Source organism: Halobacillus rhizosphaerae, assembly GCF_046719735.1.
GTDB classification, from domain to species: Bacteria; Bacillota; Bacilli; order Bacillales; family Halobacillaceae; genus Halobacillus_B; species Halobacillus_B rhizosphaerae.
In genome coordinates this window covers 1-15,953 of the sequence record NZ_JAUTWQ010000017.1, presented here as the reverse complement: position 1 = coordinate 15,953, position 15,953 = coordinate 1, and the positions used below count along the sequence as shown (strand labels likewise).

Annotated in this window: 15 protein-coding genes; 12 read left to right on the top strand and 3 right to left on the bottom strand. The window is 44.7% G+C overall.

Annotated features, from left to right (window positions below; translation table 11 throughout):
- Nucleotides 1-7 precede the first annotated feature (7 nt).
- The 3 genes from Q7A53_RS16430 to Q7A53_RS16420 all read left to right on the top strand — a co-directional run bounded on the left by Q7A53_RS16430 (nt 8) and on the right by Q7A53_RS16420 (nt 2,917).
- Nucleotides 8-682, top strand: coding sequence for a 3-oxoacid CoA-transferase subunit B (locus tag Q7A53_RS16430; protein WP_411790276.1), 675 nt, complete (start codon nt 8-10; stop codon nt 680-682).
- A 36-nt stretch (nt 683-718) separates the two neighbouring features.
- Nucleotides 719-1,495 (top strand): 3-hydroxybutyrate dehydrogenase, encoded by a 777-nt coding sequence (locus tag Q7A53_RS16425; protein ID WP_411790275.1) that lies wholly within the window; start codon nt 719-721, stop codon nt 1,493-1,495.
- A 138-nt stretch (nt 1,496-1,633) separates the two neighbouring features.
- Nucleotides 1,634-2,917, top strand: coding sequence for a GntP family permease (locus Q7A53_RS16420; protein ID WP_411790274.1), 1,284 nt, complete (start codon nt 1,634-1,636; stop codon nt 2,915-2,917).
- Between the two features lie 201 nt (nt 2,918-3,118).
- On the opposite strand, the gene Q7A53_RS16415 is transcribed toward Q7A53_RS16420, so the two are convergent.
- Complete coding sequence (locus tag Q7A53_RS16415; protein ID WP_411790273.1) at nt 3,119-3,658, bottom strand: universal stress protein; 540 nt, start codon at nt 3,656-3,658, stop codon at nt 3,119-3,121.
- Between the two features lie 344 nt (nt 3,659-4,002).
- A complete protein-coding gene (locus Q7A53_RS16410) occupies nt 4,003-5,229 on the bottom strand; it encodes a dicarboxylate/amino acid:cation symporter (protein WP_411790272.1) in 1,227 nt (408 codons plus the stop codon).
- Between the two features lie 199 nt (nt 5,230-5,428).
- On the opposite strand from Q7A53_RS16410, the gene Q7A53_RS16405 reads away from it, so the two are divergent.
- Nucleotides 5,429-6,616, top strand: a complete 1,188-nt coding sequence (locus Q7A53_RS16405) for a cation:proton antiporter (protein ID WP_411790271.1) — start codon at nt 5,429-5,431, stop codon at nt 6,614-6,616.
- Between the two features lie 113 nt (nt 6,617-6,729).
- Here Q7A53_RS16405 and Q7A53_RS16400 read toward each other — a convergent pair whose 3' ends face one another.
- Nucleotides 6,730-8,139, bottom strand: a complete 1,410-nt coding sequence (locus tag Q7A53_RS16400; RefSeq protein WP_411790270.1) for an MDR family MFS transporter — start codon at nt 8,137-8,139, stop codon at nt 6,730-6,732.
- A 390-nt stretch (nt 8,140-8,529) separates the two neighbouring features.
- Here Q7A53_RS16400 and Q7A53_RS16395 point away from each other — a divergent pair, with 390 nt between their 5' ends.
- The 8 genes from Q7A53_RS16395 (at nt 8,530) to hxlB (ending at nt 15,742) form a co-directional block, all read left to right on the top strand.
- Entirely contained in the window at nt 8,530-9,405 is an 876-nt protein-coding gene (locus Q7A53_RS16395) for a GNAT family N-acetyltransferase (RefSeq protein WP_411790269.1), read from the top strand.
- Between the two features lie 188 nt (nt 9,406-9,593).
- A complete protein-coding gene (locus Q7A53_RS16390) occupies nt 9,594-10,076 on the top strand; it encodes a PaaI family thioesterase (protein WP_411790268.1) in 483 nt (160 codons plus the stop codon).
- A gap of 230 nt (nt 10,077-10,306) precedes the next feature.
- The gene (locus Q7A53_RS16385) at nt 10,307-11,077 is read left to right on the top strand and encodes a sugar phosphate isomerase/epimerase family protein (protein ID WP_411790267.1); all 771 of its coding nucleotides are present in this window, start codon (nt 10,307-10,309) and stop codon (nt 11,075-11,077) included.
- Nucleotides 11,074-12,033 (top strand): sugar kinase, encoded by a 960-nt coding sequence (locus Q7A53_RS16380; protein WP_411790266.1) that lies wholly within the window; start codon nt 11,074-11,076, stop codon nt 12,031-12,033. Before Q7A53_RS16385 ends, Q7A53_RS16380 begins: the two co-directional genes overlap by 4 nt.
- 1 nt (nt 12,034) lies before the next feature.
- Nucleotides 12,035-13,330, top strand: coding sequence for an MFS transporter (locus Q7A53_RS16375; RefSeq protein WP_411790265.1), 1,296 nt, complete (start codon nt 12,035-12,037; stop codon nt 13,328-13,330).
- Between the two features lie 144 nt (nt 13,331-13,474).
- Nucleotides 13,475-14,482 (top strand): LacI family DNA-binding transcriptional regulator, encoded by a 1,008-nt coding sequence (locus Q7A53_RS16370; RefSeq protein WP_411790264.1) that lies wholly within the window; start codon nt 13,475-13,477, stop codon nt 14,480-14,482.
- A gap of 85 nt (nt 14,483-14,567) precedes the next feature.
- A complete protein-coding gene (gene hxlA / locus Q7A53_RS16365; protein ID WP_411790263.1) occupies nt 14,568-15,194 on the top strand; it encodes a 3-hexulose-6-phosphate synthase in 627 nt (208 codons plus the stop codon).
- Nucleotides 15,194-15,742, top strand: a complete 549-nt coding sequence (hxlB, locus tag Q7A53_RS16360) for a 6-phospho-3-hexuloisomerase (RefSeq protein ID WP_411790262.1) — start codon at nt 15,194-15,196, stop codon at nt 15,740-15,742. The genes hxlA and hxlB overlap by 1 nt, the downstream gene beginning before the upstream one ends.
- Nucleotides 15,743-15,953 lie beyond the last annotated feature (211 nt).

Below are 15,953 nucleotides of genomic sequence, written 5' to 3'. Positions count from 1 at the left end.
TGATCAAATGAGTGAGAAGATCGATAAAGCAGCAGTGAGAGAGAAAATTGCCCGACGAGCTGAGCAGGAAATTGAAAGCGGTTTCTATGTCAATCTCGGTATCGGAATGCCAACGATGGTAGCGAACTATATTCAATCCAATAAACAAGTCGTTCTGCAATCGGAAAATGGTCTGCTCGGCATTGGCCGGTCCCCTTTGGAAGAAGAAGTCGACCCCGATCTCATTAATGCAGGAAAAGAAACCGTGACCGCTTCGGTGGGTGCCGCGTACTGCAGCAGTGCCGAATCGTTTGCGATGATCCGGGGAGAGCATCTTGACCTGGCCATTTTAGGGGGCATGGAAGTGTCTGAGCATGGCGATCTGGCCAATTGGATGATCCCTGGGAAGATGATTAAAGGGATGGGCGGTGCGATGGATATCGTCCATGGCGCGAAGAAAATTGTAATTATTATGGATCACGTGAATAAACACGGAGAGCCGAAGATCTTAAAGGAGTGCACGCTTCCGCTAACCGGTAAAGGAGTGGTGAACCGCATCATTACCGATCGTGCCGTCATTGACGTTACCGAAGACGGATTGGTGCTTAAAGAAGTCGCCGAAGGCTTTACCGTTGAAGAAGTGAAAAACTCTACAGGAGCAGCGTTACAGGTAAGTCCCGAATTATTAGAAACCGCTTTTTAAGCGCTACTACAACAACAGACAGGGAGGACGAGAAACATGGTAGATGGAAAAGTTGTGTTTATTACAGGAGCCGCAAGCGGAATCGGCCATGAAATAGGAAGAGAGTTTGCGAAACAAGGGGCGAAAGTGGTTTTTACCGACATTGATGAAGATCATGTTCAGGAAGCGGCTGCCAAGGTGGCTGATGACGGTTTTGAGTGTATCGGGATTAAGTGTGATGTTACGAAGGAAAGCGAATTGACCGAGGCCATCGATCATACGGTTTCCCACTATGGCTCTCTAGATATTTTAGTAAATAACGCCGGATTGCAGCATGTTGCGGCGATCGAGGAATTTCCTACGGAGAAATTTGAATGGATAACGAAAGTGATGCTTGTTGCCCCTTTTATGGCGACTAAGCATGTGTTCCCAATTATGAAGAAACAAGGCTCAGGAAGAATTATTAATATGGCCTCCATTAATGGATTAATTGGTTTTGCTGGGAAAGCCGCTTATAACAGCTCCAAGCATGGCGTGATTGGTCTCACAAAGGTCACTGCTTTAGAAGGAGCGGAGCATGGGATTACAGTGAATGCGCTATGCCCTGGCTATGTGGATACTCCTCTCGTCAGAAACCAGCTGGAGGACTTAGCGAGTAACCGCGACGTATCGCTGGAAAAGGTGCTGGAAGAGGTCATTTATCCGCTGGTGCCGCAGAAACGGCTTCTGTCCGTTCAAGAAATTGCCGACTATACATTATTCTTAGCCAGTGATAAGGCACGAGGGGTGACCGGTCAGGCAGTGGTTATTGATGGCGGCTATACCGCTCAATAAATCCCCGAGGCAGAAAAAAGGAAAAGGATCGATATCTGAGAAGTACTCTATCCCTTTCCTTTAGGCAATTTTGAAAAGAAATGAAAAGACGTCTTGTAAAAAGAGCTTGAGAAATATGAACATAATGGAGGGAACTAAATGCTTGGTATTTTACTAGGACTGGTTGTATTAATGGCACTTGCCTACTTAGGATGGTCGATTATTTGGATCGCGCCGATTGCGGCGGGAGTCGTCGCCTTGACGGGCGGCCTTGATTTATTAAATGCCTATACGGATACATACATGGGCGGGTTTGTTTCCTTTGCGAAAGACTGGTTCCCGGTATTTATGCTCGGGGCCGTGTTTGGCAAACTGATGGAAGATACGGGCATGGCCCGCTCCGTTGCAGTAGCGCTGACCAAAGTTATCGGTACAAAACGGGCGATATTAGGAGTTCTTGCCTCTGCAGCTGTACTTACCTACGGAGGCGTGAGTTTGTTCGTGGTCGTCTTCGCGGTCTATCCGTTAGCGTTATCTTTATTCCGTGAAGCCAACATCAGCAGAAAGCTGATCCCCGCAACCGTAGCGTTAGGTTCCTTTACCTTTACCATGACGGCGATTCCTGGAACCCCGCAGATCCAGAACTTGATCCCTATGGAGTATTTTAAGACAACGCCTACGGCAGCTCCGATTATGGGGATCGCTGGTGCTCTTGTAATGGCTGTCGGTGGATACTTCTATTTGCGGTGGCGTGAGAAGCAGCTGACAGAAAAAGGAGAAGTATTTACGGAACCTAAGGATAATAAAATAACCGAAGATGAGGTCAAAGCGCCTCCGTTTATTTTATCGATTTTACCATTGCTGACTGTATTGCTGACTTTGAATTTATTAAAATGGGACGTTGTCATTGCCTTGATATCAGGAATTATTTTGATTATGCTGCTGAATATTACGAAATTCAAACGCTTTGTTCCGTCGATCAACAGTGGAGCGAGCGGTTCAGTTATTGCCATTATAAATACCAGTGCAGCTGTAGGATTTGGTACGGTCGTCAAAGCCGTTCCCGGATTTCAGAAGCTGACCGAATTACTAATGGGAGTGAAAGGAAATCCGCTGATCTCAGAATCCATTGCTGTTAACGTCCTGGCTGGAGCGACTGGGTCTGCTTCAGGCGGAATGGGCATTGCGCTTGAAGCATTAGGGTCGAAATATTATGAGATTGCTATGGATACGGGCATCAGCCCGGAAGCCTTTCACCGGGTCGCCTCCATTTCTTCCGGCGGTCTGGATGCACTTCCTCATAATGGGGCAGTGCTTACCCTGCTTGCGATTACTGGATTAACTCATAAAGACAGCTATAAAGATATCTTTGTCGTAGCTGTACTCATTCCGGTATTGTCCGTCGTCGTTGCAATTATTCTTGCTTCGATCGGATTGATCTAAGGGAAAAAAGAAGAGGTGTGGGGCCACGGGTCACCCTTCTCCCATACACCCACAGAAGACTCGTATCTTATATGTATGACAAAAAATCCGAACGAGGATGAATGCTGTGAACATTTCTTCCTCGTTCGGATTTAGTGATGGTTAAAAGGGTTCTATTCCACTGCCATCACAGCAGTGTTCGATTCACTTCCAAAGTCCGCTCTATTTCATAATGAGTACCGGGCAGGCAGAATGGTGAACGACATAGTCACTCACACTTCCCAGCAATAGTTTCTTCATCCCGCCAAGTCCACGATTCCCAATAATAATAAGTTCTGCATCCATATCTTTGGCATAATCGCAAATGGCTGCACCTGGATTTCTGTTTGATTCGCCCACAATAACTTTTGTTTCTACAGAATAATCTTCAGCTTCAAGTTCATCCTTCACTTTCGCTATTTCAGATTCATACTGTTCCGCTAATTCATGACCGATACTGCGCATAAAGACCGTATTGGTTACAGGTCCGGTGGCATAAATCACAGTGATTACGTGGATGACGGTATCTGGATGTTCCGTGGCATTGGTTTTTGCTTCCCGGACGGCCTGCTGGCTTAATTCACTTCCATCATAAGCGACGAGGATTTTTTTGCCATAAGGAACCGCTCCTTTGAAGATAATAATTTGTCTTACTCCTTTTATTTTAACACAATTATCAGATATTTTGTGAGGATCCAGGTTGAAATAACAGTGCTGAACCAAGGCGTTTATCTGTCTTTATCCAGCAGCTGTATTGAATGCTCATCTACTTATAAACGCGCACCCGTACAATGGAGCTGCCACCACGTGATACTGGAACCAGGAAGTTACAGAAATTTTCCCTAAAGAGATCGAACCGCTTTGTTCGAAATTGTCGTAATAAAGAGTCGGTGCCAGAAGTTTTTTAGCCCATATAAAATCCGAACAATGATGACGTGTAACCGTTCCATCATCGTTCGGATTATTTTGTCCTTCATGAGGCAGTTTGTCTAGGTCACAGGACGTCTACATTCTTTTCGCTCTATTCGAGATAAAGTGAAGGTATCTTCTAATGTCCCGGCGACCATTTATTTCTGTGTTTCTTTTGGTTGTTCCGTTCGGTTAATAATCGATGTACCGACAAGATCGCCGGTTACGTTTAGAGCGGTACAGCCCATGCCGACGAGCACATCAACGGCAGTCAAGAGCGCTACCGCTTCCATCGGCAGTCCAACCTGGGAGAAGACGGTCGCAATCATAATAATTCCGGCCCCTGGCACGCCAGCTGTCCCGACCGAAGCAAGGGTTCCAACAATAACAATTTGCACAATCGCTGAGAAGCTGAGCGGATCATTGACCACATTGGCCGCAAAAACGGCAGAGACGGCAATTCGAATCGCGGCCCCGTCCATGTTCATCGTTGCTCCGAGCGGCAGGCTGAAACCATAAAGGCTTTTCTTCAAACCTAGATTGCGCGCTGCATCCAGGGTGAGCGGCAACGTTCCAGAACTGCTCTGTGTAGCAAAAGCTGTCAGCATCGGGGTGCGGGCTTGCTTAAAGAATTGCCCTGGCCGAGTTTTCCCTGCCAGAAGAAACAGAACATATAGACCGAGCTGGACAAGCAAGGCAACATACAGGACTACAATGAAATTCCAGAGAGATAATAGCGTATCTGCTCCTTGATTACCCACGACTTTCGCAATGATGGCGAAAATACCAATCGGCACAAACTGCAGAATACCTTTCATCACGGCAAGTGTCGTTTCGTTAAGAGCATCCACTACCTTATAGAGATGTTCTCCCAAATCGTGATGGTCCTTGCCAGACCGTAAATAAGAAATAGCAATTCCGAACACTAGTGCCGTAAAGATCATTCCCAGCAGATTCATTTCTGAAAAAGCTGTAACGATATTCTGCGGAACAATATTTAGCAATACTTGCACGACTCCTGGATTATCAGGAGTTTCTATGCTTTCACTTCCTGTAAGAGAAGTGCCCGTTCCCGGATTGAGTAGACTGGCCACGATCACCCCGACGACTAAAGCCGCTGCAGAAGTGAGCAAGTAATAAAGAAATACTTTTCCTCCCATGCGTCCCAGACTTCCGATGTTTGTCTGGTTCACCCCGACGATTAAAGTGAACAGAATCAGAGGGACAATGACAAATTGCAATAAACGAAGCAGTAAATCGCCAATCGGCGCAAGTACGGCCGCATCTTCTCCAAATAGGAGCCCTACTGCAATACCTAGTATTAAAGCGACTGTAATCTTCGCAATTAATGATGTCTCCAGGTACCCTTTCCATAATGCTTTCATATTCTTACCTCCTATTTCATCTATACTAATTAAATCTTATCGGTTTACTTATCATTAGCCTTCATAAAAAATAGCCGAAAAGGGCGAGACTGTCAAAAGCTATGCTTGATTCACGCACAAGCAGGAAACTTTACCTTTTTGTTGAATCATTACTGTGTAGAAGGGATAAAGATTTCTAATAGGTTATGGAGGATTGTAAATGTCGGCGCCACAAGTCATTTTGTTATTAGGTATCGGTTATATTATTTTTACCATTGATAAAAAGCAGGAAAACTTCCCGGTGCCCGTGATCTTATTATTGATGGGTATGGGGTTATCATTTGTTCCTTATTTTACGACTATTCAAGTTTCAGAAACCATCATTTATGATGTGTTTCTCCCAGGGCTGTTGTTTACCTCCGCTTATGCATTTTCCCCGGCGGCGCTTCGAAAGCATGCCTGGCTGATTGGGGTGCTCTCAACTGCAGGGTTAGTTATTACTGCTTTACTGCTTGGCGGGCTGATCTATTGGATCGGCGGCGCGTATTTAAGTATGACCTGGATTGGAGCACTGCTTGCGGCTTCTATTCTAACTCCTACGGATCCAGTCTCTGTGGTATCGATATTAAAACAGTCATCAGGAAATGCAGATGTGGCAGATGTTGTGGATGGAGAATCGATGATTAATGACGGAACGAGCGTCGTGCTGTTTGGTGTATTATCCGGCATGTATTTGAATGGGCAAGACTTTGAAATCTGGTCGTTTCTTGGCGAATTTCTTTATGTCTCGATAGGTGGGACAGCGCTCGGACTTATCATAGGCTGGCTGTGCAGCCGTGCGGTCCATATTACGCATCACACACAATATCAGGTGATGCTTAGTATCATTACTGCCTACGGAACCTTTCACCTGGCAGAGTTCCTGGGGTTTTCAGGCGTCCTTGCCACCGTAACGGCGGGGATTATGCTTTCCTGGGAATTTGATCATCTTAACAGAGAAGATCATTACCGCGAAGCACTCGCTGGTTTCTGGGAGGTAGTAGAACCATCGCTCTTGTCGCTCGTATTTTTGTTAATTGGAATTGAAGCCACCCAGTATTTATCTTCTGTTTCCTGGCTGCTCGCTATCCTCATCTTTATCGGATCTGTGATTGTCCGCTTTGTGGTCGTTGCCGGAACGATGCAGGCATTCAGCGGGTTTCGCCGTCTACTCAACTGGAAACATTCTGCCTTAATATCATGGGCAGGTATTCGCGGTACGATGTCCGTCTTTCTTTTATTAAGCCTGCATGTGGAAGCCGGCGGAAGCGGCAATCAACTATTGTCGATCAGTTTTGCCGTGGTCATCCTCTCTTTAATTTTCCAAAGTCTAGGGATCTATCCATTAATGAAAAAACTGGTGACCTAGCCATCTAAGCGGAATCTTCATAAAAAATTTAAGAAAACCCGAACCCCTATGAGGGGGGCCGGGTTTTCTCGTGTATATGATACGCTGTCTAATCAGATTAAATGCAAGCTTCTCTAAATCGTTTGTTCTTTTTCAGGCCGGGAGTTCTTAATGAAAAACGCCATAACAAAGCCTGCGAATGCAATGATACCAGCAGCTACGAAGGAAACGTTCACTCCATGAATAGCACCGGTAATCCCTTTAGAAGGATCTGCCTGGTTGGTCATAATGGAGACGAGCAGGGCGGTTCCTACCGCTCCTGATACTTGTCGCATCGTATTATTCATAGCTGTACCGTGCGGCATTAAGTGAGGCGGAAGCTGATTAAGTCCCGCTGTGGTGACAGGCATCATCACCATCGCAATTCCAAACATTCGAATCCCATTAATGGAAGCCAGGTACAAGAACGAGGTCGATGGGGTCAGGTCCGTTAATAAGAATGTGGCCAGTCCAAGCAGACCAAGACCGGTTACAGCCAGCCACCTCGCTCCGAATTTATCAAATAACCGTCCAGTAATCGGGTTCATTATTCCCATAAGCAGTGCTCCGGGGAGCAGCATTAAGCCGGATTCAAAGGCGGTAAATCCAAGCATGTTCTGCATAAAGATCGGTAGAATGACGGATCCTCCGATCATCGCCATAAATGTGACCATTCCAAGAGCGGTCGTTAACGTGAATATTTTGTACTTGAATATCCTGAATTCAAGTATTGGCTTAGCAAGACGCAGCTGTCGGAAAATAAACAGCGTGAGCGTAATAGCTCCGACAACTAAAGAAATGATAACTTCCGGGTGTCCCCAGCCACCATTACCGGCGACACTAAAGCCGTAGAGGATGCCTCCAAAACCAAAAGTGGACAGGATAATTGAAATCGGGTCAACTTTCGGATAGGTTTGCTCGGTTACATTTTTCAAAACAAAATAGGCAAAAATCATATCAAGAATGGCAATCGGCAGGATAATGTAAAATAAACTTCTCCACGGGAATTGATCCACTAGATATCCGGACAACGTCGGTCCGATTGCTGGAGCAAAGGCAATAACAAGGCCAAACATTCCCATTGCCTGTCCACGTTTTTCAATGGGAAAGACAAGGAAAAGGATGGTTTGCATAAGCGGGATAATGATACCCGCACCAGCTGCCTGCAGGATCCTTCCTAATAAAAGGAACGTGAAGTTAGGGGAAAGGGCACACACTAACGTCCCAACGGCAAATAATCCAACCGCCGTTAAAAATAATCGTCTTGTTGTAAAGCGTTCGATTAAAAAGGCAGTGATCGGAATCATGATCCCGTTCACGAGCATGAAAATAGACTGCAGCCACTGGGCTGTATTGGCATCAAGCTGCAAGTCAGCCATAATTTTAGGGATAGCGGTAGCGAGCAAGGTTTGGTTTAAAATCGCGATAAACGCTCCGGAAATTAACACGATCATTAACGGAACACGATTTATAGCTTCCTGCTGTTGAGGCTGTCCTTCTGACATATATGAATTCCTTCTTTCTATTGATATAGTACCAACAAGCAATTTTAGCATAATTACAGGTAAGCTTTTAATATCCTGCTCATGAAAAAAGAAAAAAATTCTGCTTACCTTCCGTGAAGTTTGAAGTTCCCTGATTTTCCACTGGATGCTCTGCAAGCTAAATAGGAATGGCAAGGTTCCGCTTCCATTCCTGTGAAGAGGTGTTCAGGAAAGTGATTCGTTTCCCGGAACCTTTTTCCATATTCAATAACGAAACCATTCTCGGTTTTAAAAAGGGTGCTTTTGTGTGAATGAGAACAGGAAAATAGTTAATCAAGCAGGAAATGGAGCCGAAGAAAAAGAATGAATACAAAGTCTTCTTTGCTACAAGGAATTTAAGGAGGAATTCAATTGCTAACCGTTAAAAAGCTGAGTGAAGTATCACTGAAAGATGCCGTCGACCTTTGGAACCTTAGCTTTGAAGGCTACTTCACTGATGCCACCACAACCATTCGCCAGTTTATCGATCGTATGGCCGCGGAAGAATTATCTCCTGAGCTGTCCTTAGCGGCATGGATGGAAGGGGAACCAGCCGGAATTGTGTTAAATGGAATAAGAACAGTGAACGGAAAAACGACAGCCTGGAATGGAGGAACTGGAATCGCCGTCAAGTTCCGCGGCCAGGGAATCGGTAAGCAGCTGATGAATCATACCATCCGTCTCTACCTGAAGCATGGCGTAAATCTTGCTTCCCTGGAAGCTCTGAGTAATAACAATCATGCCATCAAACTTTACGAGCGTGCAGGTTACACAGTGAAGGATCAGCTTTTATTCCTTCAGAAGGATGGACAGCTTTCTGATCATGCCTTTCAAGCTGACAAAGAATTTCACATAGAAAAATCACCGGCAGCTCATGCCCGCCATTTAAAAATTCTTGATCAACAAGTGCCCTGGCAGACGCAATGGGCATCACTCAGGAAAGACGGCGAACTTGCCTCCATTAGCAATGACCAGGAAACACTGGCACATGTCTTGTATAAACGTGCCTTTAATGAAGCGGGAGAGACAAGCAGAATCATGTTATTTCACGCTGGAATCAACGAGGAAAGTAACGACACTGAAGCCGCTATACGCTTCGCCTTGAGGGAAATCTTTGAACCGTCTGTTTCTTGTACGAGAATGACCTTTAACTTTCCTAAATCCAATCATCTGGTGGTTCGTTTACTGGAAGAAGAAGGTTTTCAATCGCTGACAGAGCAAGTGTATATGGAAAAAGTAATGGATTAGCGAAAACATAAAATTTCATGCCAGGGGAATCGAAGGGGAGGGATGACGCGGGTCCTCCTTCCCTAATAAATGTCGATGTTGAAAGAAGTAGAGAAGAAGTAAGAGGGAAATCACGTTTCTATAGAGAAATTAAGAAGAGAGTAGCATTTTTCAAACAAGGTTTGTGCTTGTTTTTAGGAGGTTTTCAAGTGGAGGAGAAATTAGACAAAGCCATTCAGGATGATTACCCGGAGGATTTCTCGTGGTGCTACGGATGCGGGCGAATGAATGAAGCAGGACACCACTTCCGGACGGGGATTCAGAACGGGCAGACGGTTACGATTTATACCCCGAAGCAAGAACATATGGCGCTGCCAGGATATGTTTACGGGGGGATTGTTGCTTCGTTAATTGATTGCCACGGAACGGGATCTGCTGCGATTGCTCTGCATAGAAAGAACGGACAGGAGATCGGCGATGGTTCCGAGCCGCCACGTTTTGTAACGGCTTCCTTGCACGTCGATTATGTTAAGCCCACACCCCAGGGAGTTCCGTTGAAGGCAATAGGGAAAGTCGAAGAAATTCATCCGAAAAAGTGGAAAGTGACGTCAGAAGTTTTTGCGGATGATAAGCTATGCGCAAAAGGAGAAGTAATGGCTGCTGTCATGCCAGATACTTTCCTGACGAAGTAATCCATCTCAAGACTGCCTTTAGAGAGGCAGTTTTTTTTATGAACTAAAAAAATAGCTGCGTTTATTCTCAGGTCAGAGAATTATACTTATATCCGCTCGTGGGTCAATTTGATTAGAACAAAGGCTGCGAGAAAAAAATAAATATTGATCTTGAAAAACGCTTACATTTAATTTATAATTCAACTAAACCGATTTAGTAAAACGATTTATTAAATGTTAGGAGCTGCTTTATGAATAGAGTTATTGTTCCGATGAACGCCTTTCATCATCAGGACTTAAGTAGAAAAGGTCAGGAAGCATTCCTTTCAATCATCGCAGATGCAGATGCCTATGGAGTGGAATTAAGAAGAGAATTATGGATGAATTTCAGGGAAGAATTGAAAACGCTTAAACCTAAACTGAAAAAGCTCAACTTGTTTGTGGTTTACTCCGCACCGGTTGAACTTTGGGAAAAGGATGGAGCGCTGAATCCTCAGCTCGAAACCGTATTTCGCGAAGCAGAGGAGCTTGGTGCACAGCGGCTGAAGCTTTCACTAGGCCATTTTGATGCTGACCATTCGGACCTAGCGCAGCTGAAGGATTGGCTGGATAAACAAGCGAGTGAAGTGAACGTATTAATTGAAAACGATCAAACTCTTTACGGCGGTAATATAGAGAATCTGAATCGATTTTTCACAGCTGCTCAAAAAATCGGGTTACCCGTCGGAATGACGTTTGATACCGGAAATTGGAGCTTTACAGGAGAGGTTATGGAGCAGGCATTAGCCAAGCTTTCCGACTATGTAGACTATGTTCATTTTAAAGAAGTAAAGGAAAGACAAGGCGAGCTGGTGACACTGCCTCTTTCGGAAGAACCAGCGAGCAGCTGGCGGAAACCGGCGCAAGTGTTTCCAGAATCGATGCACAAAGCGTTGGAATTTCCTTTGAAAGATACAAATGAAATTAGAAAGTATATCTCACTAGTTAGTGAGGCTGGGGCAGAAAGCGAGGAGAATGTATGAAGAACCTGGATGTGATTACCTTTGGTGAAGCGATGGCTATGTTTATGGCAGAAGAGCCGGGCGAACTTCATCAAGTCATTCATTACACCCGTGAGCTGGCAGGAGCTGAAACCAACTTTGCTATTGGAATGGCGAAACTTGGATTTCAGTCCGGATGGATCAGTAAGGTGGGAGAAGATGCGTTTGGAAAGTTTATTAAGGAACGGCTTAAGCAGAAGAACGTGAATATTGACCACGTCCTCACTACACCTGACTATCCGACCGGATTCCAAATCAAATCGAAAGTGTTTGCCGGAGATCCTGAGGTTCAATACTTTCGAAAAGGTTCCGCAGCCAGTCAGCTTAGTGTAGAAGATGCCGATCAGGAGTACGTAGATTCGGCGGAGCACTTACACATGACAGGAATTCCGCTGGCGCTTGCCTCTTCAACCAGAGAGTTCGCGATGCATGTCCTGAAGCTAATCAAGAGTTCAGGAAAATCGGTCTCCTTTGATCCTAATCTGCGGCCGTCGTTATGGAATTCTGAGGAAGAAATGATCAGAGTAACGAATGAAGCGGCAGTTCAAACCGATTATGTATTGCCTGGAATGGAAGAAGGAGAAATTTTGACAGGACGCACTACTCCTGAAGCTATTGCCGACTTCTATTTAGAACAAGGAGTAAAAGGAGTCGTCGTCAAGCTCGGAGACGAGGGAGCCTATTTCAAAACGAGTTCGGAAGAAGGATATGTGAATGGTTTAGAGGTATCGCAAGTGGTAGATACCGTTGGAGCCGGAGATGGATTTGCTGTTGGGCTGGTAAGTGGTCTGCTAGATGGAATCACTTTAAAAGATGCTGTCTTCCGCGGGAATGCAATCGGTGCTCTTGCCGTACAATCGCCAGGTGACAATGATGGATACCCGACGAGAGATGCTTTGGAAACTTATATAAAACCATACCTTAAAGGAGCGAAGTAAAATGAAACAAACGCTTGCTAAACAAAGATGGATGAGACTCATTCCTATTGCCTTTATTACGTACAGCCTGGCTTATCTGGACCGCGCCAACTATGGTTTTGGCGCTGCCTCTGGACTAGCAAATGATCTGCATATCACACCAGGTATTTCTTCATTACTAGGTGCGTTATTCTTCCTGGGATATTTCTTCTTCCAGATTCCCGGGGCCCATTATGCGGAAAATAAGAGTGCGAAGAAACTTATTTTCTGGTCGTTAATTCTATGGGGGATTCTGGCTAGTTTAACCGGAATGATTTCCAACGTTAATTTTCTATTTGTTATCCGGTTTTTATTAGGTGTTGTTGAAAGCGCTGTTATGCCGGCAATGCTTGTATTCCTAAGTCACTGGTTCACTAAAGAAGAACGTTCCCGTGCCAATACCTTCTTGATTTTGGGGAATCCTGCCACTGTGTTGTGGATGTCGATTATATCAGGGTATTTGCTGCATTCCTTTGGCTGGAGGTGGATGTTTATCCTCGAAGGTCTTCCAGCTGTAGTATGGGCATTCATTTGGTGGAAGCTTGTTAATGATAAGCCTAAAGACGCTAAGTGGCTGTCTGATGGTGAGAAATCTGCTCTGCAAAAGGAACTGGATAAAGAACAGCAGGGGATTAAGCCCGTTAAAAACTATCGGGAAGCCTTTAAGAATAAAACTGTTATTCTGCTTAGTTTGCAGTATGCGTTGTGGAGTATTGGAGTGTACGGATTTGTCATGTGGCTGCCGTCGATCATCAGTGCAGCTCCCAACATGGACATGGTGTCAACGGGATGGTTATCTGCAGTTCCTTACATTTTAGCTGTGATCTTAATGCTGACCGGTTCTTATTTCTCTGATAAAACCTTGAATAGAAGCAGGTTTGTCTGGCCATTCCTTCTTGTTGGAGCCGTTGCCTTCTATTGTTCCTACTTAGTTGGGACGAGTAATTTCTGGCTATCCTTTGCCTTGTTAATCATAGCTGGAGGGGCCATGTATGCGCCTTATGGTCCGTTCTTTGCGATTATTCCAGAAATTCTTCCGCGTAACGTCTCTGGCGGAGCGATGGCACTGATTAATAGCTGTGGAGCCCTTGGTTCATTCGTCGGCGCCTACTTTGTTGGTTACTTGAATGGCGCTACCGGCGGTTTTGGTGCTTCATACATCTTTATGTCAGGTTCGCTGCTTGCTGCAGCTATTCTTACCGTTTGGGCGACACAAACAGCAAAGAAACGTACAAAAGCCCCTTCGGAAACTGTGAACTTACAAAGAAAAACTGTATAGGATCGATCAATATCCTCGTCATTACAATCTGAAATGGAAGAAGGACTGGCGATTCGCTAGTCCTTTTCTCCTGCCTTCCGGGTAGATAAATTAAAGCAGGCATATTACAATGGAAGGAATAACGGTTTTGTAAAGGTTGATAACATGGAACGAGTGACAATGGCAGACGTAGCCAAAGAAGCAGGTGTCTCGAAGAGCACCGTCTCCCAGTATTTAAATAAGCGGTACGAATACATGGGCGAAAAGACGAGAACCAGAATCAAAGAAGCGATTGAACGGCTGGATTATCAGCCCAATTATATTGCCCGCAGCCTGAAACAGAAACGAACATCTATGATCGGGATAATTGTAGCGAACATTATGCACCGATTTTCTACCGAGGTCAGTCACGCCATTGAAGAATACTGCTATGATTCAGATATTCAGGCGATCGTGTGTAATGCTGATGATGATCCAGCTAAAGAAAAGAAATATATTGAAATGCTGATGGCTAAACAAGTGGACGGCTTGATTATTTTTCCTACAGCAAAGAATATTGACTTATATGATCAGATGATTAAATCGGGCTACCCCGTTGTATTTATGGACCGGAAAGCAGGCGATCTGAACCTTCCTAGAATTGTGGCCAATAACGTGGAAAGTGCCTACGATGCCGTGGATCATTTTATTAAATACGGCCACCGTAAGATCTCAATTATTACTCAGGAATTATCCACCAGTCCCCGGGCAGAAAGGGTCACAGGATATAAGAATTGCCTGCAGGATCATGAAATTGAATACAAGGACGAATACGTAATTAATCAGCCCATTGAAGAACTTCAGTTAGAACTGGACCGGATGTTTTCCTTAAGTCAGCCTCCTACGGCTTTGCTGGCAGGGAATGATCTTGTTTTTCTTGAAATCTTAAGATTTATGAAGAGGAAATCCATTAGCGTTCCAGAGCATTTTTCACTGGTGGTGTTTGATAACATTCCATTTGCCGATGTGGCAACTCCCGCTGTATCAACGATTTCACAGCCTGCTTTTGAAATGGGACAAAAAGCAGCAGAATTGCTATTAAAGCAAATTAAGAAAGAAGATGTGGAGTTAAAAGAATATCAGTACCCTTGTGACTTGGTGATCCGCGAAACTTCAGCCAGACAAACTGACTGAAGGTGCGGATGCGCCGTTTATTTTACTTCTGAACTAAACCGATTTAGTTTCTGCTGTCTAATTAAAAAAAGGAGGAGATTTTTGAATGAATATTCAATTAGCCTTAGATCGATTCTCTATTGAAGATGCGAAAGCTATTGCCAAGGAAGTAGAAGATCATGTGGATTGGATAGAAGTTGGAACATCTCTAATTAAAGAATTCGGGATGTTAAGCGTGAAAGAATTGAAAATGACCTTCCCTGATAAAACCATCCTTGCAGATATGAAAACAATGGATAACGCGAAATATGAGGCGGCTCTATGCTTTGAAGCAGGGGCCGATGTTATGACCGTCATGGGCGCAGCATCTGAGGCAACGATTACAACCTGTATTCAAACCGCACGTCAATACGGCAAAGAGGTAATGATTGATCTGCTGAACTTAACGGATACGCAAAAAGAGCAGCTCAAGAGCTATAACGATGTGATTTTCTGTGAGCATGTAAGTAAAGATGATCAGGAAACAAGCGGAAGCAAGAATGAAACGACTTCTTCTCTTTTCCAAGACAAAAGACTGGCCATGGCAGGCGGGATTACGGAAGCATCCCTTGTCCGTTTGCGGGAGTTGAAGCCAGAAGTAGTCATTATTGGTTCAGCGATTACGAAAGCAGATAACCGCAACCAGGCGGCAGAACGATTAAAACAATTGAGCAAGTATGAGGAGGCAAACTAATGAGTTATATGGAAACCATTTTAGAAGAAATCAAATCTGTCAGCCAATTGATTGACGAAGCAGAGGTTAAACAAGCAGCGCAACGATTAGTTGCAGGAAAAAGGATCTTTGTAACTGGAGAGGGTCGCTCAGGATTGATGGCTAAGTCTTTTGCAATGCGCCTGATGCATTTAGGAGCAGAGGTCTATGTCATTGGGGAAACGATCACTCCGGCGATTGGAGGAGACGATCTGCTTGTCGCAATCTCTGGGTCCGGTACTACGAAAAGTGTCGTCTGGACCGCAGAAAAAGCGGCTGAACTTGGCTGTGATGTTACGGCGGTAACGACAAATCCGGAATCAAATCTTGCTGAAGCCGCGACTACTGTGCTGCAGATCCCTGCGGCCACAAAGTATCGTCGTGAAAATGAGGTGAAGACCATTCAGCCGCTTGGCTCCTTATTCGATCAGTGTGCGCATATTGTCTTCGATACGATCTGCTTATTCTATGGAGAATTGAATGACGTGGATCATGCGAAGGCTTTCAGTAAGCACAGTAATGTGGAATAAATGTTTTTGCAGACGGTAGGAATATGAGCAGTGATAAACCTTATTATTAGTAAACAAAGACGCTTGGGTAACTTCAAGCGTCTTTGTTTTTATATTCTGTTATTAAAAGAAAGCTCTGGATTCATGAAGATTCAGTTTCGAGACATTTTGAAGATTTCCGTTACGTTTAACAGCGAGTCGAGGTCGGGGAAATGACTCGCTTTCCATGGGC